Source organism: Micromonospora sp. ALFpr18c (genome assembly GCF_008868155.1).
In the GTDB taxonomy this organism is placed as follows: Bacteria; Actinomycetota; Actinomycetes; order Mycobacteriales; family Micromonosporaceae; genus Micromonospora.
This window is the reverse complement of sequence record NZ_WBKR01000028.1, coordinates 17,042-42,009: the sequence shown is the minus strand read 5'-3', so window position 1 is coordinate 42,009 and position 24,968 is coordinate 17,042. Positions and strand designations below refer to the sequence as shown.

At 69.7% G+C, this 24,968-nt stretch carries 22 protein-coding genes and 2 pseudogenes; 9 read left to right on the top strand and 15 right to left on the bottom strand.

Annotated features, from left to right (window positions below; all coding sequences use genetic code 11):
* On the bottom strand, positions 1-208 hold a 208-nt coding region (locus F8271_RS33035), incomplete at its 3' end, for a hypothetical protein (protein ID WP_225854267.1).
* Between the two features lie 320 nt (positions 209-528).
* Here F8271_RS33035 and F8271_RS08440 point away from each other — a divergent pair.
* A complete protein-coding gene (locus tag F8271_RS08440; protein ID WP_151489130.1) occupies positions 529-1,263 on the top strand; it encodes a hypothetical protein in 735 nt (244 codons plus the stop codon).
* 426 nt (positions 1,264-1,689) lie between these two features.
* Here F8271_RS08440 and F8271_RS08435 read toward each other — a convergent pair whose 3' ends face one another.
* From F8271_RS08435 to F8271_RS08415, 5 genes are all read right to left on the bottom strand, one after another.
* Entirely contained in the window at positions 1,690-2,715 is a 1,026-nt protein-coding gene (locus F8271_RS08435) for a YihY/virulence factor BrkB family protein (RefSeq protein WP_151489129.1), read from the bottom strand.
* A 63-nt stretch (positions 2,716-2,778) separates the two neighbouring features.
* Positions 2,779-3,588 carry an ABC transporter permease gene (locus F8271_RS08430; RefSeq protein WP_151489128.1) on the bottom strand — a complete coding sequence of 270 codons (810 nt, stop codon included), beginning with the start codon at positions 3,586-3,588 and terminating at the stop codon, positions 2,779-2,781.
* 9 nt (positions 3,589-3,597) lie between these two features.
* Positions 3,598-4,386: an ABC transporter permease gene (locus F8271_RS08425; RefSeq protein WP_370461884.1), complete on the bottom strand. Its 789-nt coding sequence runs from the start codon at positions 4,384-4,386 to the stop codon at positions 3,598-3,600.
* Between the two features lie 268 nt (positions 4,387-4,654).
* A complete protein-coding gene (locus tag F8271_RS08420; protein WP_151489126.1) occupies positions 4,655-4,849 on the bottom strand; it encodes a DUF397 domain-containing protein in 195 nt (64 codons plus the stop codon).
* Complete coding sequence (locus tag F8271_RS08415; RefSeq protein ID WP_225854265.1) at positions 4,840-5,643, bottom strand: helix-turn-helix transcriptional regulator; 804 nt, start codon at positions 5,641-5,643, stop codon at positions 4,840-4,842. The genes F8271_RS08420 and F8271_RS08415 overlap by 10 nt, the downstream gene beginning before the upstream one ends.
* Positions 5,644-5,881: 238 nt before the next feature.
* Between F8271_RS08415 and F8271_RS08410 the strand changes: the two genes are divergently transcribed.
* Complete coding sequence (locus F8271_RS08410; protein WP_151489125.1) at positions 5,882-6,109, top strand: flavin reductase; 228 nt, start codon at positions 5,882-5,884, stop codon at positions 6,107-6,109.
* Between the two features lie 81 nt (positions 6,110-6,190).
* Here F8271_RS08410 and F8271_RS08405 read toward each other — a convergent pair whose 3' ends face one another.
* The gene (locus F8271_RS08405) at positions 6,191-7,123 is read right to left on the bottom strand and encodes an ABC transporter ATP-binding protein (RefSeq protein WP_151489124.1); all 933 of its coding nucleotides are present in this window, start codon (positions 7,121-7,123) and stop codon (positions 6,191-6,193) included.
* Positions 7,124-8,315: 1,192 nt separating this feature from the next.
* Here F8271_RS08405 and F8271_RS32255 point away from each other — a divergent pair.
* Together F8271_RS32255 and F8271_RS08395 are read left to right on the top strand one after the other, a co-directional pair.
* Positions 8,316-8,660 (top strand): annotated as a pseudogene (locus F8271_RS32255) (TRAP transporter large permease subunit); the annotation flags it as partial.
* A gap of 148 nt (positions 8,661-8,808) precedes the next feature.
* Positions 8,809-9,618: a TAXI family TRAP transporter solute-binding subunit gene (locus F8271_RS08395; protein WP_225854263.1), complete on the top strand. Its 810-nt coding sequence runs from the start codon at positions 8,809-8,811 to the stop codon at positions 9,616-9,618.
* Between the two features lie 6 nt (positions 9,619-9,624).
* Here F8271_RS08395 and F8271_RS08390 read toward each other — a convergent pair whose 3' ends face one another.
* Entirely contained in the window at positions 9,625-10,161 is a 537-nt protein-coding gene (locus F8271_RS08390; protein WP_151489122.1) for a hypothetical protein, read from the bottom strand.
* Positions 10,162-12,064, bottom strand: a pseudogene (gene dnaG, locus F8271_RS08385) (DNA primase). It lies immediately after the preceding gene.
* A gap of 177 nt (positions 12,065-12,241) precedes the next feature.
* Between dnaG and F8271_RS08380 the strand changes: the two are divergent.
* Entirely contained in the window at positions 12,242-12,526 is a 285-nt protein-coding gene (locus tag F8271_RS08380; RefSeq protein WP_151489120.1) for a type II toxin-antitoxin system Phd/YefM family antitoxin, read from the top strand.
* Positions 12,523-12,927, top strand: a complete 405-nt coding sequence (locus F8271_RS08375) for a type II toxin-antitoxin system VapC family toxin (protein ID WP_151489119.1) — start codon at positions 12,523-12,525, stop codon at positions 12,925-12,927. Before F8271_RS08380 ends, F8271_RS08375 begins: the two co-directional genes overlap by 4 nt.
* 7 nt (positions 12,928-12,934) lie before the next feature.
* Here the strand turns inward: F8271_RS08375 and F8271_RS08370 are convergent, their stop codons facing one another.
* From F8271_RS08370 to F8271_RS08360, 3 genes are read right to left on the bottom strand one after another with little or no spacing between them, the layout of a single operon-like run.
* Entirely contained in the window at positions 12,935-13,756 is an 822-nt protein-coding gene (locus F8271_RS08370; RefSeq protein ID WP_151489118.1) for a siderophore-interacting protein, read from the bottom strand.
* A 9-nt stretch (positions 13,757-13,765) separates the two neighbouring features.
* Positions 13,766-15,013 carry a deoxyguanosinetriphosphate triphosphohydrolase gene (locus F8271_RS08365; protein WP_151489117.1) on the bottom strand — a complete coding sequence of 416 codons (1,248 nt, stop codon included), beginning with the start codon at positions 15,011-15,013 and terminating at the stop codon, positions 13,766-13,768.
* Entirely contained in the window at positions 15,010-15,357 is a 348-nt protein-coding gene (locus tag F8271_RS08360) for a VOC family protein (RefSeq protein WP_151489116.1), read from the bottom strand. Before F8271_RS08360 ends, F8271_RS08365 begins: the two co-directional genes overlap by 4 nt.
* A gap of 254 nt (positions 15,358-15,611) precedes the next feature.
* On the opposite strand from F8271_RS08360, the gene F8271_RS08355 reads away from it, so the two are divergent.
* Positions 15,612-16,112 carry a roadblock/LC7 domain-containing protein gene (locus tag F8271_RS08355; RefSeq protein WP_151489115.1) on the top strand — a complete coding sequence of 167 codons (501 nt, stop codon included), beginning with the start codon at positions 15,612-15,614 and terminating at the stop codon, positions 16,110-16,112.
* Positions 16,113-16,179: 67 nt separating this feature from the next.
* Here the strand turns inward: F8271_RS08355 and ppdK are convergent, their stop codons facing one another.
* A complete protein-coding gene (ppdK, locus tag F8271_RS08350; protein ID WP_151489114.1) occupies positions 16,180-18,942 on the bottom strand; it encodes a pyruvate, phosphate dikinase in 2,763 nt (920 codons plus the stop codon).
* A 258-nt stretch (positions 18,943-19,200) separates the two neighbouring features.
* Between ppdK and F8271_RS08345 the strand changes: the two genes are divergently transcribed.
* Entirely contained in the window at positions 19,201-20,889 is a 1,689-nt protein-coding gene (locus F8271_RS08345) for a beta-N-acetylhexosaminidase (protein ID WP_370461883.1), read from the top strand.
* 523 nt (positions 20,890-21,412) lie between these two features.
* On the top strand, positions 21,413-22,069 hold the full coding sequence (locus tag F8271_RS08340; RefSeq protein WP_151489113.1) for a C39 family peptidase: 657 nt from the start codon (positions 21,413-21,415) through the stop codon (positions 22,067-22,069).
* Between the two features lie 238 nt (positions 22,070-22,307).
* On the opposite strand, the gene dusB is transcribed toward F8271_RS08340, so the two are convergent.
* Complete coding sequence (gene dusB, locus F8271_RS08335; protein ID WP_151489112.1) at positions 22,308-23,480, bottom strand: tRNA dihydrouridine synthase DusB; 1,173 nt, start codon at positions 23,478-23,480, stop codon at positions 22,308-22,310.
* A 64-nt stretch (positions 23,481-23,544) separates the two neighbouring features.
* Complete coding sequence (locus F8271_RS08330) at positions 23,545-24,924, bottom strand: glycine--tRNA ligase (RefSeq protein WP_151489111.1); 1,380 nt, start codon at positions 24,922-24,924, stop codon at positions 23,545-23,547.
* Positions 24,925-24,968: the final 44 nt, after the last annotated feature.

Below are 24,968 nucleotides of genomic sequence, written 5' to 3'. Positions count from 1 at the left end.
ATTCGGAGTCGACCACGACGAACCCCATCACGATCCACCCGAACACCGGCGGACCGCAACCACCAACCAGCACCGAATCTTCGCGCACCATGCTGCGCCTCGAAGACGGCGCCGTGTTGCTGACCTGCAGAAATGGGCAAGAGCGGAATGGCTGATCGAAAACCAGGTCCACAACGTGCGAGATGTGACGTTCCGTGAAGATCTTCACCAGGCCCGCACCGGCACCGGACCCGCCGTCATGGCCACCCTGCGTAACACCGCAATCGGCTGGCACCACATCCACGGCGAACCCAACATCGCCCGCGCCAACCGACGCGCCGACCGTCGCTCACACGACCTCATAACCGCTGTGACCAGCAGTTACCCCAGAACGCAATAGCCCTGCACGACGGGGGCTGCGCTGGTGCTGACCTGCGCAAACGGACTACGCAATAGCCCTGTCTGCGGAACCCCGGCGTAAGGGATTCGGGCACTCCATGAACCAGCGGCAGTCGCCCTTCGTTACCTTATGAGTGGCCAATATCCTAGATGATTGGACGGTTTGAAGTGGATCCCACGCACATTAGTTCGCCAGGGCGCGGCCTGCATCATAACATCACTCAACTTGAAATGGCCGCTAAAGCCACCGCGAGGAACCTTCTCGCGGCCGAAGACCAACATCTGAACGAATGGGTAAGGTTGGTGAGAGAGACTGCGACCAACCCAATGCACTCCGCCTTCCGGGAGCAGACCGAGGAACTGAAGACGTCCTGCACGGAGTGGCAAAACAATGTAAATGTAGCAATGTTGATAGACTATATCTACAACACTCGAAACAATCGCCCTACGCAGTTTGAGGAATTTCTTGCTGCCCGCCGAGCAGCCAATTACCCCCCACCAGGCCACTTGCCACAGGCACCCGCACAGATGGCGCAGATGGCCAGCATTAGTTCGAGTCAGTACAGGCAGCAGCAGGTCACACCCCAGGCGTCGGAAAGGCGCGGAAGTGACGAATGGTGGAAAGCGCAGCTGATCAGTTTCGCGGATTCAGGAATTAGCCTTAAAGAGTTCGCGAAAAGGATCCAAGTTAATGGCTATTTGATGCAGAATATACTTAACGCGAGGGATAGTCCGCACATCTTTAACTCTTTACCTGACGACACCAAAACTACGATCGCAAAATCTCACTATCTTTGGCCGAATGCTATTCTTCCAGCGTCGACCGCTGCGACGACTTTCGCTGGCCATGCGCCAGGTGGCCAGGGCCGCCGAGGACCGAAGTGATCTCAGCAACGCATAAGGGTTGATTGCGCGACCAGGGCTATTGCGTAATCGCTTGAGTGCCGGCTGACCTGCGGGAACTCGCGGTCAACCGTCCGGTGCAGGTGGTCGGCTCGGCTGGGCACCGAAGCAGAAGTGGTGCGACCGAAGGCCCCGTAGCTCCGCAGGCCAATGGACCGGGACCACCAGGACAGGGGCTGCGCTGGAGTTGACCTGCGCAGACGGACTACGCAATAGCCCTGAGGTTGGCGCTTGACGCGAAGGAGCGCAAAGTGCAAAAAGCATTGGCTGGTTTTTTTGTGACTGAATAGGTGCCCGAGTCGAGACCAGAGCGACGCCGGGTCCGTTGGTGAGCCGCACCCCGAATTGAAGGGCTGCCTGCCGCGCTAATTGGTGCGGCAGGCAGCCCCTTCGACTCGATAACGCGAGTCACCGATCGGATTGCGCCCGGCGGGTCTTCCGCAGCTTGCGGTCGTCGCGCAGCTCGACGTACGGCTCGTCGTCGACCGCGTGACCGGCCGAGATGGCACGGCCGCGCTCCAGTTCCGCGTCGAACTCGGCGCCCAGCAGGATCGCGATGTTGCTCAGCCAGAGCCAGATCAGGAAGATGATCACCCCGGCCAGCGCCCCGTACGTCTTGTTGTACGAGCCGAAGTTGCTCACGTAGAGGGCGAACAGACCGGAGATCACCAGCCAGATCACCACGGCCAGCACCCCACCCGGGCTGACCCAGCGGAAACCGCCGTGCCGCGCGTTCGGCGAGGCCCAGTAGAGGATGGCGAACATCAGGCTGACGATGATCAGCAGCACCGGCCACTTCGCGACGTCCCACACCGTGACCGCCGTCGCGCCGAGCCCGATCACGTCACCGACCGATTCGGCGAGGCGACCGGTGAAGACCACGATCACCGCGGCGGCGAGCAGCAGCACCCCGATCACCGCGGTCACGCCGAGCCGGATCGGCAGCGTCTTCCAGATCGGCCGGCCCTCGGGCACGTCGTAGATAGTGTTCGAGGCGCGCATGAACGCGCCGATGTAGCCGGACGCCGACCAGAACGCGGCCACCAGACCGATGATCGCCGCGACACTGGCCAGGCCGCCGTTGTCCTGCGCCGTGCCGATCGCGTCGGTGATGATCTGCCGGATGCTGCCGGCCGGCACCGCCTGGTTCACGGTGTCCCGCACGCCGTTGGTGGCACTCGTGCCGAGCAGGCCGAGGATGGAGATCAACACCAGCAGGCCCGGGAAGATGGACAGCACGCCGTAGTAGGTCAGCGCCGCTGCCCAGTCGGTCAGGCTGTCGTCCTGGAATTCGGAAACCGTGCGGCGCATCGCCGCCTTCCAGCCACTGCCGGGCAGGTCGGTGGGGCTGTCCGGGCCGGCGTCGGGGCCGACCGGCGCGCTGGCGTCGTCGCGTTCACGGGCCTGGTGGGCGGAAGACTCGTCCGAGGCCATCGCCCCTCCTCATCGTCGGTGTCGTCACCTCCGACATGCCCCGTCGACGACGGCGCGTAACCACTACGGGTAGAGCAACCTGCCCATCCGTCGCGACGCCACCCGCAGGCCGACCCCCACCAGCACCAGCAGGTAGAGCACGTCGAGCAGCCACGCCCACCCACCGACGCCGAGGGTCACGTCGCGGATCAGGTGCACCGACCGGTACAGCGGAGTGACCTCGATCAGCCAGTGCAGCAGCATCGGGTACGCCTGCGCCGGCACGAACGTGCCGGAGAACAGGAACAGGGTGAACTGCGCCGAGCCCATCAGGTCGAAATCCTGCCAACTGCGCATGAAGGTGGACACCGCCATGCCGAGCGCGCCGAACGCGAACCCGACCAGCACCGCCGCCGGCAGAGCGGTCAGCGCCCGGACCACAGTGGTCAGGTCGAACGCGACCATCACCGCGAGGAACGCCGCCGAGTACGCGCTGCCCCGCAGCATCGCCCAGCCCAGCTCCCCGAGGGCGATCTCGAACGGCCGCACCGGGGTGGCGATCATCCCGTCGTACAGCTTCATGTACTTGAATTTGCCGAAGAAGTTGAACGTGGTCTCCGCCAGCGCCCCGGTCATCGCCGACGAGGCGAGCATCGCCGGGGCCACGAACTCGGCGTACGAGACCAGCCGCCCGTCGGGCAACGGCAGGTCACCGACCAGCGCCCCGACACCGATCCCGATGGAGAGCAGGTAGAGCAGCGGCTCCACGAAGCCGGAGAGCAGCAACAGCCAGTAGACCGACTTCAACGCCGCGACGTTGCGTTCGACCACCGACACCGACCGCCGGGACGCGGCGGAGACGTCGACCAGCCGGGGCAGGACCAGCGTGAGCACGAACCCTCCCTAGACGACGAGCTTGCGACGGAACGCGCGCAGCGCCAGCAGCCACCCGGCGACCGCCCAGGCGGCCAGGTAGAGCAGGTGCCCGACGATCGACCACTGCGGTGCGACGCCGAGCGTGGCGGCCCGGCACAGGTCGACGGCGTGCCACAGCGGCGTCGCGTACGCCAGCCAGCGCAACGCCTCGGGCAGCGACTCGACCGGGAAGAACACCCCGGCGAACAGCGTCATCGGGATGACCGCGAACCGGAACAGCATCGCCAACCAACTGTCGCTGGACACCGACGCCGCGTACGCGAAGGTCGGCGCGGCCACGGCGAGCCCGAGCAGCGCGACCACCGGCAGGGCGGCCACCGCCCACGGTGAGCGCAGCGCCCCGAACAGCCCGGTCACCAGCAGGAACGCCGCGATCGTGGTGAGCACCCGGAACAGCACGAACGCCAGGTGCCCGGCGACGATGTCGCCCACCCGCAGCGGCGACGCGCCCTGCGCGAAGTAGGTCTTGACCCACCGGAAGTTGCTGAACACCGGCCACGTCGAATCGCCCACGGCCACCTGGAGCGCGGTCGACGCGATCAGCCCCGGGACCAGCCAGTCGAGGTAACGCACTCCGCCGACACCCTGGTCGATGTACGCGCCGACGCCGAACCCGAAGCCCAGCACGGTCAGCACCGGCAGCAGGAACGAGGAGAACACCCCCGCCCGCCACGTGCGCCGCAGACCGACCAGGTAGTGCTCGAACACGGCCCACGCCGGCACCCACGGGACCCGCGCCCGCTGCACAACGCTCACCACGACCACCCCCCGTCCCCGACCTGTCTACCCCCGGGGTACGACAGACCGCCGGTCACCCTACGGCGACCCCGTCGACGTGTCGTCCGGGTTTCGGGCGCACTGATCGGCTCGGGTCACTGCAAACGGGGTGTCCGCAGCGGGACACCCCGAGATCGGCGATCCTGATTTGATCATGACCCGGTCCGAGTGGGCGGGGCCGAAATCTTGGTACGACACTGCCCCTGGAGGGGCACTTTCGTACCAAGATCTCCGAGGAGCGCTGCCGCTACAACTGGCGGACGGCACCGGGCCCGACGAAAGCGCGCCAGGCGTCGGGCGCGAAGACCAGCACCGGACCGCCCGGATCCTTCGAGTCGCGAACGGCCACCAGCCCAGGCAGGTTGTCGGCAACCTCCACACAGTTGCCGCCGTCCGGGCCGCTACGGATGCTCTTGCGCCACCGGGCGCCGGTTAGATCCATGTCTCCGCCACTTCCGCCATCAGGTCCAGGGACTGCCGGTGCGATAGTGCCTCACCCCGGATCGACTCCCACACCTCGACCATCTGACGGACGTACTCGACGCGGTCGATGACCTGCCCGTGGCGCTGGCCGGCGAGGTAGACGAGATCCTCCCCCTGCGGCGAACTCGCTATTACGAACGGCCCCCCGAGCCCAGCGTAAGCACCGACATGGGTCGGCACTACGTGGATACGGACCCTGGGGAACGCCGAGCCGAGTTTCACGAGGTGCTGAATCTGCTCCCGCATGACTCCAGGCCCACCGACAGTCCGACGCAGCACGTGCTCGTCGATCACGGCAGTGATCAGCGGAGGCCGGTCACGGGTCAGAAGTCCCTGACGGTCCAGTCGGGTCGTCACCTGTTGCTCGATCTCGTCCTGCGCGAACAGCCCGCCACCGGTCATCAACGCGCGCGCGTACCCCTCGGTCTGCAACAGGCCCGGCACACACAGCGGCTCGAACGAGCGGAGCGCGGTGGTTTCCTGCTCGATGCCGGCCCAGTCACGGAACCAGGGCACCACGGCCTCCCGGCTGATCCGCCGCTGGATGCGCTCGAACCGCCCGTCGGCCGCGAACACCGCGTCACACCGCCGCGCGAAGTCCAGACTCGGTCGACGCTCGGAGGTCTCCACCTTGGCGACCAGCGCCCCGGAATAGCTCAACGCCTCGGCCAACGCCGCCTGGGACATGCCACTGGTGGCCCGGGCCAGCCGTAGCTCCTCCGCGAAGTGCTCCAGCATGGACGAACTCTCCACGGACAGCCTCCGTACATTCCCGTACCGCGCCGGGCCGATCGCCGTACGCGCTGGTCGTCGGCGCGCGGAACCTCCCACGGTAGTCGGCTGCTCAGCAGACTGTCACGCAGCGGGACCGCTCACGGGATCGGACGACGGGCGGAACCAGGCCGGGAGCGCCCCGTGACCCCCGATCCGGGGCGCTCCCACCCACCCCGGTACGACTCGCCCGGCCGGCTCACGACCATGGGAGGCTCCGATGCCCCGCTACCGTCCGCACGTGGCGGCGCGCCCGTCCTGGCGTTGCCGGGTCTGCGGCGCCGCGTGGCCCTGCTCGCCGGCCCGCCTGGCGTTGCTGGGCGAATACCGCGAGAACCGGATCGGCCTGCTCATCTACCTCGCCACGCTGCTCGACGAGGCGACCGGGGACCTCGCCGGGCACGACGGGCTGACCGACCGTTTCCTCACCTGGGCCAGGACGCGATGAGCGGTGATCGTTGGCAGCTCAGCGGTACGACACGCCGGGGATGTGGTGGCTGAACTGCCAACGATCAGCCCGGCGGTGCGGTCAGTCGACCAGGGTGCGGCCGGTCAGGTGCAGGAAGACGTCCTCCAGGCCACTGCGCCGCACCAGCACGTTCGCCGGGTTGAGCCCCAACGCGGAGACCTCGGCGACCGCCGCGTCGCCGTCGGGCACGTAGAGCAGGACCCGGTCGGGCAGCACCTCCACCCGCTCCCCCAGCCCGTCGAGCTTGCCGGCGAACGGCTCCTGCGACTCGGCGGCGAAGCGCAGCTCGACCACCTCGCGGGTGGAGTGCTGCTCGATGAGCGCTCGGGGCGAGCCCTCGGCGACGATCCGCCCGCCGTCCATCACCACCAGCCGGTCGCAGAGCTGCTCGGCCTCGTCCATGTAGTGGGTGGTGAGCACCAGCGTGACGCCCTGCTGCTTGAGCCGGAACAGTCGCTCCCACACCAGGTGCCGGGCCTGCGGATCCAGGCCGGTGGTCGGCTCGTCGAGCAGCACGATCTCGGGATCGTTGACCAGCGCTCGGGCGATGGTCAGCCGGCGCTTCATCCCACCGGAGAGCGGCTCGACCTTGCTGTCGGCGCGCTCGCTGAGCTGGACGAAGTCGAGCAGCTCGTCGGCCCGCTCGCGGGCCGCCCGACGCGCGATGCCGAAGTAGCGGGCGTACACCGTCAGGTTTTCCCGGACGGTCAGCTCCGGGTCGAGATTGTCCAACTGTGGGCACACGCCGAGCCGGGCCCGGATCGCCGGCCCGTCGACCACCGGATCCATGCCGAGGATGCGCAGCTCGCCGCCGCTCGGTGGGGAGATGCAGCCGACCATCCGCATGGTGGAGGACTTGCCGGCGCCGTTGGGCCCGAGGAAGCCGAACGCCTCCCCCGAGCGCACCTCGACGTCGATGCCGGCCACGGCGGTGAAGTCGCCGAACCGCTTCACCAGCCCGCGAGCCTCAATCAGTGATCGCCCCGAAGTCACCGCCCGACCCTAACCGCCGGGTCCGACAGCGCTCCACGCACATACGCTCCCGCGACCAGCCGGACGCGCTGCCGCCCGGGCACCGCCACCGAAACGCCGGTCGATGCCCCACCGGTCGACCGATCGACGTGCATCGTCCCTTTGTGTCGCCCATCAGCTCGCCCGATGGTTCGTCGCCACCCGTCCGACCAGGCAACTCTCCCGTCGGCGGGCCGGCCGCGGGCACCGAGGACGCGCCACCCCGACCGCGAGCCCCAGCCGAACCAACCCCGCCCGGCAGCACCGAGCCGAGCAGCGCCGAACGGGCGACCCGCGACCTGGCATGAACCTGGAGGGCCATTTTCGCGTTCCTTACAAGAAAGAAAATCTTGTCACCGACCCAACGGTGGCGCTGCAACGCTGCAGCAGCCGTGAACGACGAGTCACTACATGGTCACGAGAGGGATGCAATGCGACCGCACGTTGCACTGATGATATCGGAGATCGACAAATGGCAAGCCGAGAACGGAACTAACATGCCGTCGCCCACAACTGACAAACACCTTTATTCAAGAATTTGGCGCTTCGGGAGGGGCGGAGTTGAAAATCTGGACGAAATTGCGGCTATGGAGAAGCGCGGTTTCCGATTTCAGTACTCTGCGGAGCACTCAAAACCCCAACTGATCTGGTGTAGTCAAAATGTAAAGTTGGCTGACTGGAATAGGCTGGCGAACAGCACTCCGTTGTATACGAGTCAAGACATGGATCTTCACAGGGGTATGAACGAACTGTTCTCGGCAGCAGCAGCACTTGGAGCGTTTGGAGATTGTGGTGTGATGTCCGCAGGAAGTCATTCCACTGCGGGTCAGGGTTCCCCTGCAAACCTGCCCCACCTCCACCGCGGCGGATCAGGCTCTGGCTCTAACCCAAATCCGGCTCAACATCCTTCCCGCCGGTGATTGTAATGCGCGGCATCTCGATTGATGACTCTCCCGGGACGTCAGGGTCTTTGCGTTGTCGCTGCGCGGGGCTGTGAGCTGGTCTGTCGAGACCAGAGCGACGCCGGGTCCGTCGGTGAGCCGCACCCCGAATTGAAGAGCTGCCTGCCGCGCTAATTGGTGCGGCAGGCAGCCCTTCGACTCGATACCGCGAGTCACCGATCGGATCGCGCCCGGCGGGTCTTACCGTCTCCGGGTTCGGCGCGGCGACGACGGTGAGCATCGGCGCGGTGACCTGGCCGCTGTTGCGCCGCGCCGGTTACCCCCCGAAGCGGGCCGGGGGCATGTTGGCCGCCGCCGGCGTCGGCGCGATCCTGTCGCCACCGACGCTGGGGGCGGCGGCGTTCATCATCGCCGAGTACCTGGGCGTGTCGTACCTGCAGGTGCTGGGCTGGGCCACGGTGCTCTACTACCTCGGCATCCTGCTCTCCGTGGAGATCGACGCCCGGCGCTCCGGCGTACGGCCGGTGGTGATCGACGTCGGCTCGCCGTGGCGTCTGCTGGCCCGGTTCGGCTACCACTTCGCCTCGCTGGTCGCCATCATCGTGTTCCTCGCCGTGGGGGTGTCCGCGACCAGGGCGGTCGTCTTCGCCACCCTCCTGGCGGTCGCGCTGTCCTTCCTGGACCCGCACGGCGGACCGGACGTACCGGCTCACCCCGGCCCGGCTGGTGACCGCACTCGTCACCGGCGTACGCGGCGTGCTCGCGGTGACCGCCGTCTGTGCCGCCGCCGGCATCATCACGGCGACCACCACGAAGACCGGCCTCGGGCCGCAGGCGGCGGCGCTGCTGGTCGGCGGCGCGTACGACGTGGCGTTCTCGCTGTTCGACACGGCGGTCAACGCGGTCGAGGGCAAGGGCAGCTTCAGCGCGCCGCAGCCGGTCGAGGCGCTCACCCGCATCGAAGATAACTACACGCAGGTGGTGGTGCGCACCGACTCCGGGATCACCTCGGTGGCCGGGATGCGGGGCAAGCGGATCTCCACCGGTTCCCCGAAGTCCGGCACCGAGGTCATCGCCAATCGGCTGTTGAAGGCCGCCGGCCTCGACCCGGCCAAGGACGTCAAGGCGCAGCGGCTCGACCTGACCAAGACGGTCGAGGGCGTCAAGGACGGCAGCGTCGACGGGTTCTTCTGGTCCGGTGGCCTGCCCACCGGTGGCCTGACCGACCTGTTCACCACGGCCGGCGACAAGGTCAGACTCGTCGACCTCGCGCCCCTGCTGCCGAAGATGGCCGAGCTGAGCCCCGCCTACCAGGCCGGCACCATCGGCCGAGACGCCTACCGGACGGCAACCGACACACCGACCATCGTGGTGCCGAACGTGCTGCTGGTGCGCAAGGATCTGGACGCCAACGTCGCCTGCGCCATCACCCGCACGGTGTTCGACAAGCGCGACGCCCTGGCCCAGGGGAACCCGGCGGCCAAGGGCATCTCCCTGGAGACCGCCCGCCGGACCGAGCCGGTGCCGCTGCACCGGGGCGCCGACAAGGCGCTGAAGGATCTCGGCGCCAACTGAGGCCGGTCAGCCGTCGACCGGTGCGGTGGCGGCACGGGCGACGGTGACCAGATGGTCGGTCTCGGCGAGCAGGGCCACGTCGTCCGCCGGGGTGCCGGGGTCGAGCCGGACGGTCCAGGTCAGACCGTCGACCCCGGCCACCCGCCGGGCCGCGACCCGTGCCGCGCCGCCGGGCAGTCGGTGGTGTTCGGTGTACGCGACCGAGCGGGTCACCCGAGCCCGCACCTGGTGCGGCAGCTCACCCGGGTCGAGCAGCAGGTACGTCTCGGCGGAGCCGTCGGCGACCAGCGCGTAGCCGTCGCGTTCGGCGACGTGTTCGGTGGGAGTGACGGTCAACTCCCGACCGGACCACACCGCCTTGAGGATGTCGTGCCAGCCGAGGCGGTGGCCCCGGCCGGGCAGCCACAGTCCGAGGTTGCTGGCGACCACCACGCCGTCGCCCTCGCCGTTGCCGGCCGCCGCCCAGGCGAGCACCCGCTCGTCGGCGGCCAACGGCGGCCGGTCGGTCGGGGGCAGCTTCGGCTTGCGGCTGAACAGTCCCATCTAGAGCCCTCCCGCGGCCTGCTCGCGCAGCGCCCGGGCGTGCTGCTCCAGTGACAGCAGCTCGCCGAAGGCGGCGAAGTACTCGTCCCTGTTGTTCACCGGGTTGATGCGTTGGATCCGGGACTTGAGGTCCCGGATGCGGGCGGTCACCGACCCGAACTGCACCCGTGCCATGGTGATCGACACGTAGCGCGGATCCGGTTCGCCGTCGATCCGCACCGGCTCGACGGCCAGCTCGCCGACGAGCGCCGCCGACGCCAGATCGTCGCAGGAGTCGCGGACCTTCTCGATCCAGACCGCGCCACCCGTCGCCGACGCGGCCCCACCGGCCGCCGCGATGGCCGTGCGGACCGCGACGTGCACCGGGTGGCGGTATTCGGTGGCCTCGACCGCGTCGAACATCGGCCCGGCCAGCACCGGTTGTTGGAGGGCGAGCTTCAGCGCCTCCCGTTCGACCATCGACTGCGGGCTGTCCAGGACCGGTTCGGGGCGGGCCGGGGCGGGCCGCGCGGCGGATGCGCCGTCCCGGCCGCCGGACGGCGGGGTGTTGGCGGCGGCGAGCACCGCCCGTTGCACCGGCTCGATCTCCATGCCGAGGTCCATGGCGAGCTTGCGGACGTACTCGGGGCGTTTTTCCCGGTCCTTCAGTTGCGCGACCAGCGGCGCGGCCCGGCGCATCGCTTCGACCCGGCCGTCGACGGTGTCCAGGTCGAAGCGGCTGATCTCGTGCCGCAGCGCGAAGTCGACAAGCGGCTCGCGCCGGGCGACCAGGTCGCGCACCGCGAGGTCGCCCTTGGCGAGCCGCAGCTCGCACGGGTCCATGTTGTCGGGGCTGACCGCGATGAACGTCCGGCCGACGAAGCGCTGGTCGTCGGAGAAGGCGCGCAGCGCGGCCTTCTGACCGGCGGCGTCACCGTCGAAGGTGAAGATGATTTCGCCGGCCACCGAGTCGGTGTCCAGCAGGAGCCGGCGCAGCACGCCGATGTGGTCCGCGCCGAACGCGGTGCCGCACGTCGCGACCGCCGTGGTCACGCCGGCCAGGTGGCAGGCCATCACGTCGGTGTATCCCTCGACGATCACCGCCCGACCCTGCTTGGCGATCTCCCGTTTGGCCTGGTCGATGCCGTAGAGCACGTGCGACTTCTTGTAGATCGGCGTCTCGGGGGTGTTCAGGTACTTCGGGCCGTCGTCGTCGTCGAAGAGCTTGCGCGCCCCGAAGCCGATCACGTCGCCGGCCAGGTCGCGGATCGGCCAGAGCAGCCGGCGACGGAACCGGTCGATCAGCGTGCCGGAGCGGGCCTCCCGGGACAACCCGGCCGTCACCAGCTCCTGATGCGTGAAGCCCTGCTGGCGCAGGTGCTTGGTGAGCGGATCCCAGCCCTCGGGCGCGAACCCGCAGCCGTAGCGCTCGGCGGCGGCCCGGTCGAAGCCCCGCTGGGCCAGGAACTCGCGGGCCGGCCGGGCACCGGCGGTGCTGAGCTGCGCCCGGTAGAACTCCACGGCGGCGGCGTGCGCGGCGACCAGACGTTGCCGCTGGCCCTGCTGCGGACGCGGACGCGGGGTGCCCCGGTCGTCCTCCACGTAGCGCAGCTGGATGCCGGCGCGGCCGGCCAGCCGCTCGACGGACTCGACGAAACTCAGGTGGTCGGCGTCCATCAGGAACTTGATCGCGTCACCACCGGCGCCGCAGCCGAAGCAATACCAGACGTTGCGGGCCGGGGAGACGTTGAACGACGGGCTCTTCTCGTCGTGGAACGGGCACAGACCCTTGAGGTTGCCGCCACCGGCGGACTTCAGGGTGACCGTCTCGGAGATCACATCCCCGATCGAGGTGCGTTCCCGGACCAGTGCGATGTCCTCGTCCCGGATCCGCCCAGCCATGCGCCACCCCCTCGCCGTACATCCTGCCCTGCCGGACCGACGACGTGCCCGCCGGGGGACGCCGGGTGTGGCGGCCACCGTCGCCCGGTGGTGGCCTGGACGCTCTGCGGGCTGGTCCTCTACTGGCATTCAACGTGCCACACCTGGCACTCACGTGGGTACGATGAGCAGCATGTAGGTACATGTGGGAGGTGAAGGAATGAGCAGTGTCTCCGTTCGCGAATTCTCGTACAACCCGAGTGGCATGTTCGCCCGGGCCGAGCAAGGCGAGACGATCGAGGTGACCAGACACGGCAAGGTGATCGCCGTGCTGCTGCCGGGCTCGGGCACCCTGGGACGGTACGCTCCGCTCGTGGCCAAGGGTGCGATCAAGCTCAAGGCCACGACCACGAGCGACCTCGACCGCGTTGCCCGATATGCCATACCCGACGACATGTCTCCGCTGGACCAGCTTCTCGGCGAGCGAGCCGAGGACGAACGGTGATCTACCTCGACGCGTCCGCCATCATCACCTTGGTTTCGGGCCGCTCGTACGCGTCCGAGTTGCGGGACTTCCTTGCCACCCATCCCGGCCTGCCAATGGCGACGAGCACCATCGGTTTCGTGGAAACCGTCCGAACGCTGGACCGCGTCGGCGACTTTCCCGACACAATGAGTGATCTCGTGCGCACCTTCACCGAAATCCTCCTCACCGAGGAGGTGCGCGACACTGCTGCGTTACTGCCTGCCGGAGTCAGGACGCTCGACGCCATTCACGTCGCCAGCGCGCAGATCATCGGTCCGGCGCTGACCGCCCTGGTCACCTACGACAGGCGGATGCTCGACGTTGCCCGCTCCATCGGGCTGCCCTGTTCGGCCCCGGGCCTCGACGAACGGCAAGCCTGACCCCCGCTCAAGCCGGAAGAGCGGAGGTTTCCTCGGCCGCCACCTGCCGGTTCCAGTCGGCCTTGGTGGAGCGCCACCCCTCGTCGTCCATGCCGCGCCGCCAGTAACCGGAGATGGACAGCCGGTCGGCGGGCACGCCCCGCTCGGCGCGCAGCAGCCGGCGCAACTCCCGCACGAAGGTCGCCTCGCCGTGCACGAAGGCGTGCACCTGCCCGGGCGGAAACTCCAGCTCCCGTACCGCCGTCACCAGCGCCTCGCCCACCGGGCGGCCGCCGCGGTGCAGCCAGGTGAGCTGGACGGCACCGGGGCTGAGCAGCTTCTGCTCGTCCGCCGGGTCGGCGACCTCCACGAAGACGTGGGCCGGGGCGCCGAGCGGCAGCCGTTCCAGGGCGGCGCCGATGGCCGGCAGCGCGCTCTCGTCACCGACCAGCAGGTGCCAGTCCGCGTCCGGGCTCGGCGCGTACGCCCCGCCGGGGCCGACGAAGTGCACCGGGTCGCCGGGGCGCAGCGCGGCGGCCCACGGCCCGGCGAGCCCCTCGTCGCCGTGGTGCACCACGTCGACGGTCAACTCCTCGGCCAGCGGATCCCAGCGCCGCACGGTGTACGCGCGCAGCCGGGGCCACTGCTCGCGGGGCAGGTCCCGGCGGATCACCGCCATGTCCAGCGGCTGCGGGTACGCGACGCCGGGCTGCGGGAAGACCAGCTTGATGTAGTGGTCGGTGAACTCTCCCACCGGCAGATCGGCCAGCGCGTCCCCACCGAGGACGAGCCGGATCAGATGCGGGGTGGGTCGCTCGGTGCGCAGCACCCGGACCGAGGTGACCGTCATATTGTTAGGTTAACCTAAGTCGCCCGATGCGCTGTCGCCGACCAGACGGGTGTGCCAGGTCACCGCCGCCGGGTCGGTGAGCGAGGCGACCTGGTCGATCACCACCCGCAGGCGGGCGGCGTCGTCCGGCGCGGCCCGCCACAGCGGCGCGAAGATCGGATCGAGCCCGTCCGGCGCGCGCCGGACCAGCGCGGCCACCAACTCGGCCAGCATCGTGCGCTGCCGCTCGTAGCGGCCCCGGAAGCCGGAACGGCGCATCACGTAGCGCAACGCGATGCCCTTGAGCAGGGCGCACTGGGCCCGGACCAGCCGCGGCACCACCAGATCGGCCGCGTAACGGAGGTGTGGGCCGGGGCCGAAGCGCTCCTCGGTGGCAGCGACCGCGGCGGAGACGAACCGGCCGGTCAACCCGCTGGTGGTGGCCTTCAGGGCCACCTGGGCCCGGTGACTGCCGTCGTAGCCGGCGAGCGGGGCGAGCAGCGGGTCGGACAGCAACGCGACCAGCACGTCGGCCAGGTCGGCGGCGGACTCCCCGGAGTACGTGGCGGCTACGTCGGCGCAGAGCGCCGCCCGTTCGTCGGCGTCGTCGAGCAGCGGGCGCAGCGTGACGTACCCGCCGTGGATGCCGTCCTCCACGTCGTGCACCGAGTACGCGACGTCGTCGGTCCAGTCCATCACCTGCGCCTCCAGGCAGCGCCGGTCGCCGGGCGCACCGGCCCGGATCCAGTCGAAGACGGCCCGGTCGTCGGCGTACACCCCGAACTTGCGCTGCCCGGGACGGCGCGGCCACGGGTACTTGCCGATGGCGTCCAGCGATGCCCGGGTCAGGTTCAGGCCGGCGGACGAGCCGTCCGGGGCGAGCACCTTCGCCTCCAGCCGGGTCAGCACCCGCAGCGTCTGCGCGTTGCCCTCGAAGCCACCGCAGGGCGTGGCGAGCAGGTCCAACGCCGCCTCGCCGTTGTGCCCGAACGGCGGATGCCCGAGGTCGTGGGCGAGCCCGGCGACGTCCACCACGTCCGGGTCGCAGCCCAGCCGGGCACCCATCTCCCGGGCGATCTGCGCCACCTCCAGCGAGTGCGTCAGCCGGGTACGCAGGAAGTCGTCCGTCCCGGCGGTGTGCACCTGGGTCTTGGTGGCCAGCCGACGAAACGCCGCGGAGTGCAGCACCCGGGCACGGTCACGCTCGTACGGTGACCGGCGGTGCCCGGTGTCCTTGGGCGACTCCCCGACCAGCCGGGCGTCCGGCTCACTGCTCACTGCTCACGCAGGACGCAGAACTCGTTGCCCTCGGGGTCGGCCAGCACCGTCCAGTCGACGTCGCCCTGGCCGATGTCGACGTGCCGGGCGCCCATGTCGACCAGACGCTCGACCTCGGCCTCCCGATCGGTGGGGCGCAGGTCGAGGTGCAGGCGGTTCTTGCGCTCCTTGCCCTCGGTCACGAGACCGAAGAACAGAGCGGGAGACCGGTCCGCGGACTGGCGGATCTCCACGCCACCCGGCTTCTCGGCGACGATCTGATAGCCGAGCGCCTCGGCCCACCAACGGGCCAGCCGGGCCGGATCGCGGGCATCGACGGTGAGGCTCTCCCAGACGCTGGTCATTCAGTCACCCTTCCCGTTCTCCGGCATACGCAATCAGCCGTGTGCGAGCGTGCCAAGGTTACGCCCGCCGACCCCGCTCGACCCGCCCGCGACGCATCGGTGGCGGGTCCACAACCGCCGATCGGCCGGCAGTTGTCGACCGATTGCCGACGGTTACGGGCTCGCGGACGGAGGGTGGCCGCCGGTAGCGTTCCCAGCGCGGAACGTGACCAGCCGACCGACGCGCAGAGCCCGACCGGTAAGGGGACAATCTCGTGGACGCAGACCCGGTGGTGGGAACGGAACTACGCGGGCTGCGCCGACGCCGCCCCGAGGTCACCGGCACCGTCCTGGCCGGCACCGACGGACTGCTCATCTCCAGCGACCTGCCCAGCACCGACGCCACCCATCTCGCCGCGCTCGCCGCGGCCAGTTTCGGGCTCGGCCACCGGGTGGCCGACACCGTCCGCCGGGGCGAGTTCCGGGAATCGGTGGTACGCACCAGCGCCGGTTGCGTGGTGACCTACCCGGCGGGGCGCACCGCCCTGCTGACCCTGGTCACCGCGTCGGCCACAGAGGACCTGGAGGCGCTGCACGAGGAGGCTCGGGCGGTGGCCCGCCGGGCCGGTTCGGTGTTGGACACCCGTGGCGGCGGGATCGGCGCCACCCCCGTTCCGGACGCGCACGCCCCGCTGGCCGTGCGTACCCCGATGGCGACCCTGCCCACGCAGCTGCGCCGCTCGGCCCGACCGACCTGGCGTCGCCCGCCGATCTGAGCGTCGCCCGCCGATCTCAGCGTCGGTGCCGACGGCGGCCGGTCGCCCGGTCCGCCGCCGGCCCACGTCAGCGGCTGTCCGACCCGCCGGTCTCCACGGCCGCCCGGCCGGCCTCCAGCCGCGCCACCGGCACCCGGAACGGCGAGCAGGACACGTAGTCCAGCCCGACCTCGTGGAAGAAGTGCACCGAGTCGGGGTCGCCGCCGTGCTCGCCGCACACACCCAGCTTCAGCCCGGGGCGGGCCGCCCGGCCCTCCTCGGCGGCGATCCGCACCAGCCGGCCGACGCCGTCGCGGTCGATCGACTCGAACGGTGAGATGCCGAAGATGCCCAACTCCAGGTAGCGCCAGAAGAACGCGCCCTCGACGTCGTCGCGGGAGAAGCCCCAGGCCATCTGGGTCAGGTCGTTGGTGCCGAAGGAGAAGAACTGCGCCGCCTCGGCGATCTGCCCGGCGGTCAGCGCCGCCCGGGGCACCTCGATCATGGTGCCGATCAGCACCTCGACGCCGCTGTCCCCGACCACCTCGGCGATGATCTTCTCGGCCTCCGCGCGGACGGTCTCCAACTCCTGCACGGCACCCACCAGCGGCACCATGATCTCCGGCTTGGCCACCCCGCCGCCCCGGGCGCAGGCGACGGCCGCCTCGGCGATGGCCCGCACCTGCATCGCGAACAGACCCGGGATGACCAGGCCGAGGCGGACGCCCCGCAACCCGAGCATCGGGTTCTCCTCGTGCATCCGGCGGACGGCCGCGAGCAGCGCCTCCTCCTTGGCCACGTCCTCGCCGCGCTCCTGAGCGACCGCCACGTTGACCGCGAGCTGCTCCAACGGCGGCAGGAACTCGTGCAGCGGCGGATCGATCAGCCGGACCGTGACCGGCAGCCCGTCCATCTCCCGGAAGATCTCCCCGAAATCGTCCCGCTGCAACGGCAGCAGTGCCGCCAGCGCCGCCTCCCGCTCACCCTCGGCCCGCGCCAGGATCAGCCGCTCGACCAGCTCCCGCCGATCGCCGAGAAACATGTGCTCGGTGCGGCACAGCCCGATGCCCTCGGCGCCGAAACGCCGGGCACGCGCGGCGTCCGCGCCCGTGTCGGCGTTCGTGCGGACCGCGAGCCGCCGCTTCCCGTCGGCGTGCGTCATGATCCGGTGTACGGCCCGGACCAGCGCGTTGTCGATGTGCTCGGGGTCGAGGCTGCCCTCGAAGTACTGCACGACCTCCGACGGCATGACCGGCACCTCACCGAGGTAGACCTTGCCGGTGGTGCCGTCGATGGAGACGACGTCACCCTCGTTGACGGTCTGTCCGGCCACGGTGAACCGCTTCGCCGGCACGTTCACGTCGATCGCGTCGGCACCGGACACGCAGGTCTTGCCCATGCCTCGCGCCACCACGGCGGCGTGGCTGGTCTTGCCGCCACGGGAGGTGAGAATGCCCTGGGCGGCGATCATGCCGTTCAGGTCGTCGGGGTTGGTCTCCCGGCGGACCAGGATCACCGACTGCCCCTCGGCGGCCAGCTCCACGGCCCGCGCCGAGGTGAAGACGACCGTGCCGGACGCCGCACCGGGCGAGGCGCCGATGCCCGTGGCGACCGCCTCGAACTCGTGGTCGATCTGGAAACGGGGGAACATCAACTGCGCGAGCTGCGCGCCGTTGACCCGGTGCAGCGCCTCGTCCAGGTCGATCAGACCCTCGTCGACGAGCTGCCCGGCGATGACGAACGCGGCGGCGGCCGTGCGCTTGCCGACCCGGGTCTGCAACATCCACAGCTTGCCGCGCTCGATGGTGAACTCGATGTCGCAGAGATCCTTGTAGTGCTCCTCAAGCCGGGCCATGATGCCGAGCAGCTCGTCGTAGGACGACTTGTCCAGCTGCTCCAGCTCCTGCAACGGCACCGTGTTGCGGATGCCGGCGACCACGTCCTCGCCCTGGGCGTTGGCCAGGTAGTCGCCGTAGATGCCCTGCGCCCCGCTCCCCGGGTCGCGGGTGAACGCGACGCCGGTGCCGGAGTCCGGGCCGAGGTTGCCGAACACCATGCTCACCACGTTGACCGCGGTGCCGAGGTCGGCCGGGATCCGCTCCTGGCGGCGGTAGAGCACCGCGCGCTCGGCGTTCCACGACTCGAAGACGGCACGGATGGCCAGGTCGAGCTGTTCGCGCGGCTGCTGCGGAAACTCCCGGCCGGTGTGCTTCAGGAAGATCTTCTTGTACGCGTCGACCAGCCCGCGCAGGTCGTCGGCGTCCAGATCCAGGTCGTTGTGCGTACCCTTGGCGCTCTTGATCTCGTCGAGGGCGTGCTCGAACTCCTCGCCCGGCACCTCGCAGACGGTCTTGCCGAACATCTGGATGAGTCGCCGGTAGGAATCCCAGGCGAACCTGTCCGCGCCGCCGGAGGCGGCCTGGCCGGTCGCGCCGCCGGAGGCGGCCTGGCCGGTCGCGCCGCCGGCCTGCCGCGCGAGACCTTCCACGCTCTGGTCGTTGAGGCCGACGTTCAGGACGGTCTCCATCATGCCGGGCATGGAGAACTTCGCGCCGGAGCGGACGGACACCAGCAGGGGGTCCTGCGGGTCGCCGAGGCGCTTGCCCATGGCGCGCTCCAACGATTCCAGGTGCCTCTCGATCTGACCGGCGAGCCCGTCGGGCTCCCGACCGGTCGCGAGGTACGCCTGGCAGGCCTCGGTGGTGATCGTGAAGCCGGGGGGCACCGGCAGGCCGAGGTTGGTCATCTCGGCGAGATTGGCGCCCTTTCCGCCGAGCAGGTCCTTGAGGTCCTTGTTGCCCTCGGAGAAGTCGTAGACGTATTTGTGATCGACGGTCTCTTGCGATGCCACCAGAGCCTCCCACGCGCGCCGGGATTGACACTTAACGAAGGTTCAGGGCGAAGGTTAAGCGAACATCGAGTGGGCTGCGACCGTTCGGTGACAATAGGCACAGCCATCACGACTATCCGCGTTCGTACCGGTTTTTGGGAACGCTTCCACGCGCAGGATCACGCATCCCGGCCCAGCGCCGTACGCTTGACGGCACGCCAGCCGGCGAACCTCACTTTTGCCATAACCGACGCGAATACACCCCTCGGAGTCGCTGCCGTGTCGACCATTCCCTCCCCCGGTCTCACCCCCGGCGCGACCGGACCCACCGGCCCGGTGCCGCTGCCGTCGCACGAACCGGACGCTGCCGCGCTGGCCCGGGCCGCCGAGCGGTCCGCCGGCGATCTGCTCGCCCCACCGACTCCGATCCGGCTGTCCGACGTCGTACCCGCCCCGCGGCAGGTCGAGCCGGCTTCGACCGACGACTGGCTGCTGCCACCCGACGCGGTCATCGTGGCCAGCGCCGACCCGGCCGCGCTGACGGTCGCCACGCACCTCGCCGACCTGCTGCGCCCGGCCACCGGATACCCGCTGCCGGTCACCGATTCACCCCGACCGACGCAGGACGGGGGCATCACCCTCACGCTGGTCGGCGACGACAGTCTGGGCGCCGAGGGGTACCGGCTCGCCGTGACCCGCGCCGGCGTCACCATCACCGCCGCCACGGCCACCGGCCTCTTCTACGGCGGGCAGACCCTGCGTCAGCTGCTGCCGCCGTCGATCGAGAGCCCGACCCCGGTCAGCGAACGGTGGACGTTGCCCGGCGGCACCATCACCGACGCTCCCCGATTCCCGTACCGGGGCGCGATGCTCGACGTGGCACGGCACTTCTTCACCGTCGAGGACGTCCTGCGCGTCGTCGACCACCTCGCCCGGTACAAGCTCAACCACCTGCACCTGCACCTCACCGACGACCAGGGCTGGCGCATCGCGGTCGACTCCCGGCCGAAGCTGACCACCGTCGGCGCAACGACGGCGGTCGGTGGGGCGCCCGGCGGGTCCTACACGAAGGCCGACTACCAGCGGATCGTCGCCTACGCGGCCGACCGCCACATCACCGTCGTCCCGGAGATCGACCTGCCCGGCCACACCAACGCGGCGCTCGTCGCGTACCCGGAACTGGCGCCGGACAAGGTCGCACCCCCGCCGTACACCGGCACCGAGGTCGGTTTCAGCTACGTCGACCCGACCGACGAGCGGACGTACGACTTCATCGCCGACGTGCTCGGTGAGGTGGCCGCGCTCAGCCCTGGCCGGTGGCTGCACATCGGCGGCGACGAGGCGTTCAAGGTCAAGGGTGAGGTGTACACCGGTTTCGTCGAGCGGGTGCAGCGCATCGTGGCCGGGCTCGGCAAGACCGTCGTCGGCTGGCACCAGCTCGCGCCGGCCGGGCACGTCGACGGGAGGGTCCTGCAGTGGTGGGGCACGAACGGCGGCGATGACCCGACGACGACCGAGGCGGTACGCCGCGGTGCACGGCTCATCGTCTCCCCCGGCAACCACGCCTACCTGGACATGAAGTACGCCCCGGACACCCCGATCGGGCACGACTGGGCGGGTCTGATCGACGTGCGGAGGGCGTACGACTGGGATCCCGCCACACACGTTGCCGGCGTACCCGCCACGGCCGTACTCGGCGTGGAAGCCCCGCTCTGGACCGAATCGGTCACCTCGCTCGCCGAGATCGAGTTCATGCTGCTGCCCCGTCTGCCCGCCATCGCCGAGCTGGGTTGGTCACCCCGGGCCACGCACGACTGGGACGACTTCCGCGAGCGGCTGGCCGGGCACGGCCCGCGCTGGACGACCGCCGGCGTCACCTTCCACCGCGCGCCCGAGATCCCCTGGCCGTCCGCACCGACCGTCCCCACCCAGCGCACCCCGACGCGCGAGGACGTCAACCCGACATAGGCCCCTGATCCAACTCGGCTTCGCCGATGTCGGGGTGTCCCCGCCCGCCCGGCATCGGAAGACCGCGACATGACCGACCCGAAATCGATCACGCGGCCTGTCCGTTTTGTCGGGATGTCCGGCGCGCATATCGTCCCGTCTGACCATCACCGTCCCGTGGTCAAGGCCACCCGCCCGACGGAATCGGCGGCGGGCCGGGGTCGTTATACCTGGCACGCCACCGCGACTGCACGGTCGCTGGCGCACGGCGGTCGCCGGGAACACCGGCCAGGCCGCCCCGGTTACACCCCCGGCACAAGCACCACAGGCCCGACGGCCCGACGGCCCGACGGCCCGGCGGCCCGGCGGCCCGGCGGCCCGGCGGCCCGGCGGAATGATCCGCCGCTGCGGACCGTTACACCCTGTCCCGACGCCGGCCCCCCTGTGGGTCGCCGGGCAGATCCCCTTGAACTTCCCCCGCACCGGCACGCACCCCCAGCGTGCCGTTGCGGTATTCCCCCGACAGGCAGAGGAGCACGCCATCATGCGTACCGATCTGATCCGTAAGACCGCCCTGACCGCCGCTGGCCTCGCGTTCACCGGCGGCGCCATCGCCGGCCCCGTCACCGCCGCCTACGCCGCGTCGCAGACCACGCCGAGCACCCACACCCAGAGCGACCGCAAGAGCGGTGAGCGGGAGCTGGGCGTGCGCTACGAAGCCCAGCCGAACTTCTACTACTGCGGCCCCGCCGCCACCCGCAACGCCCTGTCCGTACAGGGCAAGAACATCAACGTCGACGACATGGCCAAGGAAATGGGCACCACCGAGGCCGGCACCAACTCCATCAACGACATCACCCCCGTGCTGAACAAGGAAACCGGCAAGCCCGACGCCTACCACTCCGTCGAGATCCCCAACCCGGACGCCGACGCCACACAGACCGACAAGCTGCGCGCCGACATCGTCACCACCGTCGACGACGGACGGGCCGTGGTCGCCAACATCGCCGGCACCAGCACCGACACCGACGGCATCACCCACTCGTTCGAGGGCGGGCACTACATCAGCGTCGTCGGCTACCGCGACGGTGGTAACACCGTGAAGATCGCCGACTCGGCCAACCCCGACACCGCCTCCTACTGGATCAGCGTCGAGCACCTCGCCGACTGGATCGCCACCCGCGGCTACTCCACCAGCTGACCCACACACCCACACACCGAAAGGGCCGGACCCCAACCGGGGCCCGGCCCTTCGGCATGTCCCGGGGGCGGGTGTACCTCGCTAGTCCCTGGAGTTGATGTCGTCAACGAATCAGGCGCGGCCGCCAACGTCAGCCGGCCGCAGGCAGCGGACCGCGGGCATCAGGCTGCCGGCCGCAGGCAGCGGGCCACGGGCGGGGACGGGACCACCACCGTCCGCTCACCGGTCGCGGAGCGGCTCAGCCGCCGGAGTCGTCCATCTCGGCACCCTCGGGGACGGTGTCGTCGTCCCGGCTGGCGAGCCACCCGTCGGGCAGGAAGACCTTGCCCGGCGAGTTGGTACGCCCGCGCGGCTGGCCCAGGGCCGCGACCGGGAACGGCTCCGCCGGGTCTAGCTTGCCGAGCAGGTCGTCGAGCTGGGCCAGGCTTTCGATCATTGCCAGCGAGCGGCGCAGCTCACCGCCGACGGGAAAGCCCTTGAGGTACCAGGCGACGTGCTTACGGAAGTCGGTGCAGCCGTCCCGCTCGCCCCGCGCCGGGTTGCGCGCGCCCGCCACGAACTGGTCGACCAGCAGCTCGGCGTGCCGGCGCATGGTCACCGCCACCTCGCCGAGGGTGGGCAGCCGCCGCTCCGGCCGACCGTTGAACGCGGCCTCCAGGTCGGCGAAGAGCCACGGCCGGCCCAGACAGCCACGCCCGATCACGACGCCGTCGACGCCGGTGTGCGCGACCATCCGCAGCGCGTCGTCGGCCTCCCAGATGTCGCCGTTGCCGAGCACCGGCACGTCGAGGGCCTGCTTCAGGGTGGCGATGGCGTCCCAGTCGGCGGTGCCCGAGTAGCGCTGCGCGGCCGTCCGCCCGTGCAGGGCCACCGCGGCCACGCCGGCGTCCTGGGCGGCGAGCCCGGCTTCGACGTACGTCAGGTGGTCCTCGTCGATGCCCTTGCGCATCTTGACCGTGACGGGCACCCCGGCCGGCGACGCGGCAGCGACCGCGGCCTTCACCAGCCGGGCGAACAGCCGACGCCGCCAGGGCAGCGCCGCGCCGCCGCCACGTCGGGTCACCTTGGGTACGGGGCAACCGAAGTTGAGGTCGATGTGGTCGGCCAGGTTGCGTTCCACGACGATGCGCACGGCCGCCGCGGTGATCTCCGGATCGGTGCCGTAGAGCTGGAGGCTGCGCGGCTTCTCGTCGTCACCGAAGGCGATCATGCGCAGCGTCTTCGGGTTCCGCTCGACCAGCGCCCGGGTGGTGATCATCTCGCAGACGTAGATGCCGCCGCCCTGCTCCCGGCAGAGCCGGCGGAACCCGACGTTGGTGATCCCCGCCATCGGCGCGAGGACCACCGGGGGCCACACCTGGTGCGGCCCCAGGGTCAGCGGGCGCAGCGCGGGCACGGTCGACGCAGTCACCGCACAAGTGTACGGGGCCCCGACCGGCGCTTTCCGCGTCGGCCGGGGCCCCGTGCCCACCGTCTCAGCAGCCGGGGAGGCGCTCGATCAGGTAACGCTCGACCTGGTCCAGGGACACCCGCTCCTGGGCCATGGTGTCCCGGTTGCGCACCGTCACGGCGTTGTCGTCCAGGGTGTCGAAGTCGACGGTCACGCAGAACGGGGTGCCGATCTCGTCCTGCCGGCGGTAGCGGCGGCCGATCGCCTGCGAGTCGTCGAACTCCACCACCCACCGCTTGCGCAGCAGCGCGGCGAGGTCCTTCGCCTTCGGCGACAGCGCCTCGTTGCGGGACAGCGGCAGCACCGCCACCTTCACCGGGGCCAGCCGCGGGTCGAACCGCATCACGGTGCGCTTGTCCACGCCGCCCTTGGTGTTCGGCGCCTCATCCTCGTCGTACGCCTCCAGCAGGAACGCGAGCACCGCGCGGGTCAGACCGGCGGCCGGCTCGATGACGTACGGCATCCAGCGCTCGCTCTTCGTCTGGTCGAAGTACGACAGGTCGACGCCGGAGTGCTTGCTGTGCGTGGAGAGGTCGAAGTCGGTGCGGTTGGCGACACCCTCCAGCTCGGCGAACTCGGTGCCGCCGAACTGGAAGCGGTACTCGATGTCGACGGTGCGCTTCGAGTAGTGGGAGAGCTTCTCCTTCGGGTGCTCGTAGAGCCGCAGGTTGTCCGCCGACAGGCCGAGGTCGAGATACCAGTTCCAGCGTTCTTGGAGCCAGTACTCGTGCCACTGCTCGTCGGTGCCCGGCTCGACGAAGAACTCCATCTCCATCTGCTCGAACTCGCGGGTCCGGAAGATGAAGTTGCCCGGGGTGATCTCGTTGCGGAACGACTTGCCGGTCTGCGCGATGCCGAACGGCGGCTTCTTGCGGGCGACCGTCTCGACGTTCTTGTAGTTGACGAAGATGCCCTGCGCGGTCTCCGGGCGCAGGTAGTGCAGCCCCTCGTCGCTCTCCACCGGGCCCAGGTAGGTCTTCATCAGGCCGTTGAACATCTTCGGCTCGGTGAAGGTGCCCTTGTTGCCGCAGTTGGGGCAGTTCAGCTCGGCGAGCGAGGTCAGCGGCTTGCCGTGCTTCTCGGCGTACGCCTCCTCCAGGTGGTCCGCCCGGAAGCGCTTGTGGCAGAACTGGCACTCGGTGAGCGGGTCGACGAACTCGGCGATGTGGCCGGACGCCTCCCACACCTTGCGGGCCAGGATCACGGCGGAGTCGAGACCGACCACGTCGTCACGCTGCTGGACCATGGTCTTCCACCACTGCCGGCGGACGTTCTCCTTGAGTTCCACGCCGAGCGGGCCGTAGTCCCACGCCGATCGGGTGCCTCCGTAGATCTCGCTGGAGGGGAAGACGAAGCCTCGGCGCTTGGCGAGACTGACGACGGCGTCGATACGGTCGACTGGCATGTTTCCTCCTACGCCGGCTGGCGGTCGGCGGGGGCGAGATGTGG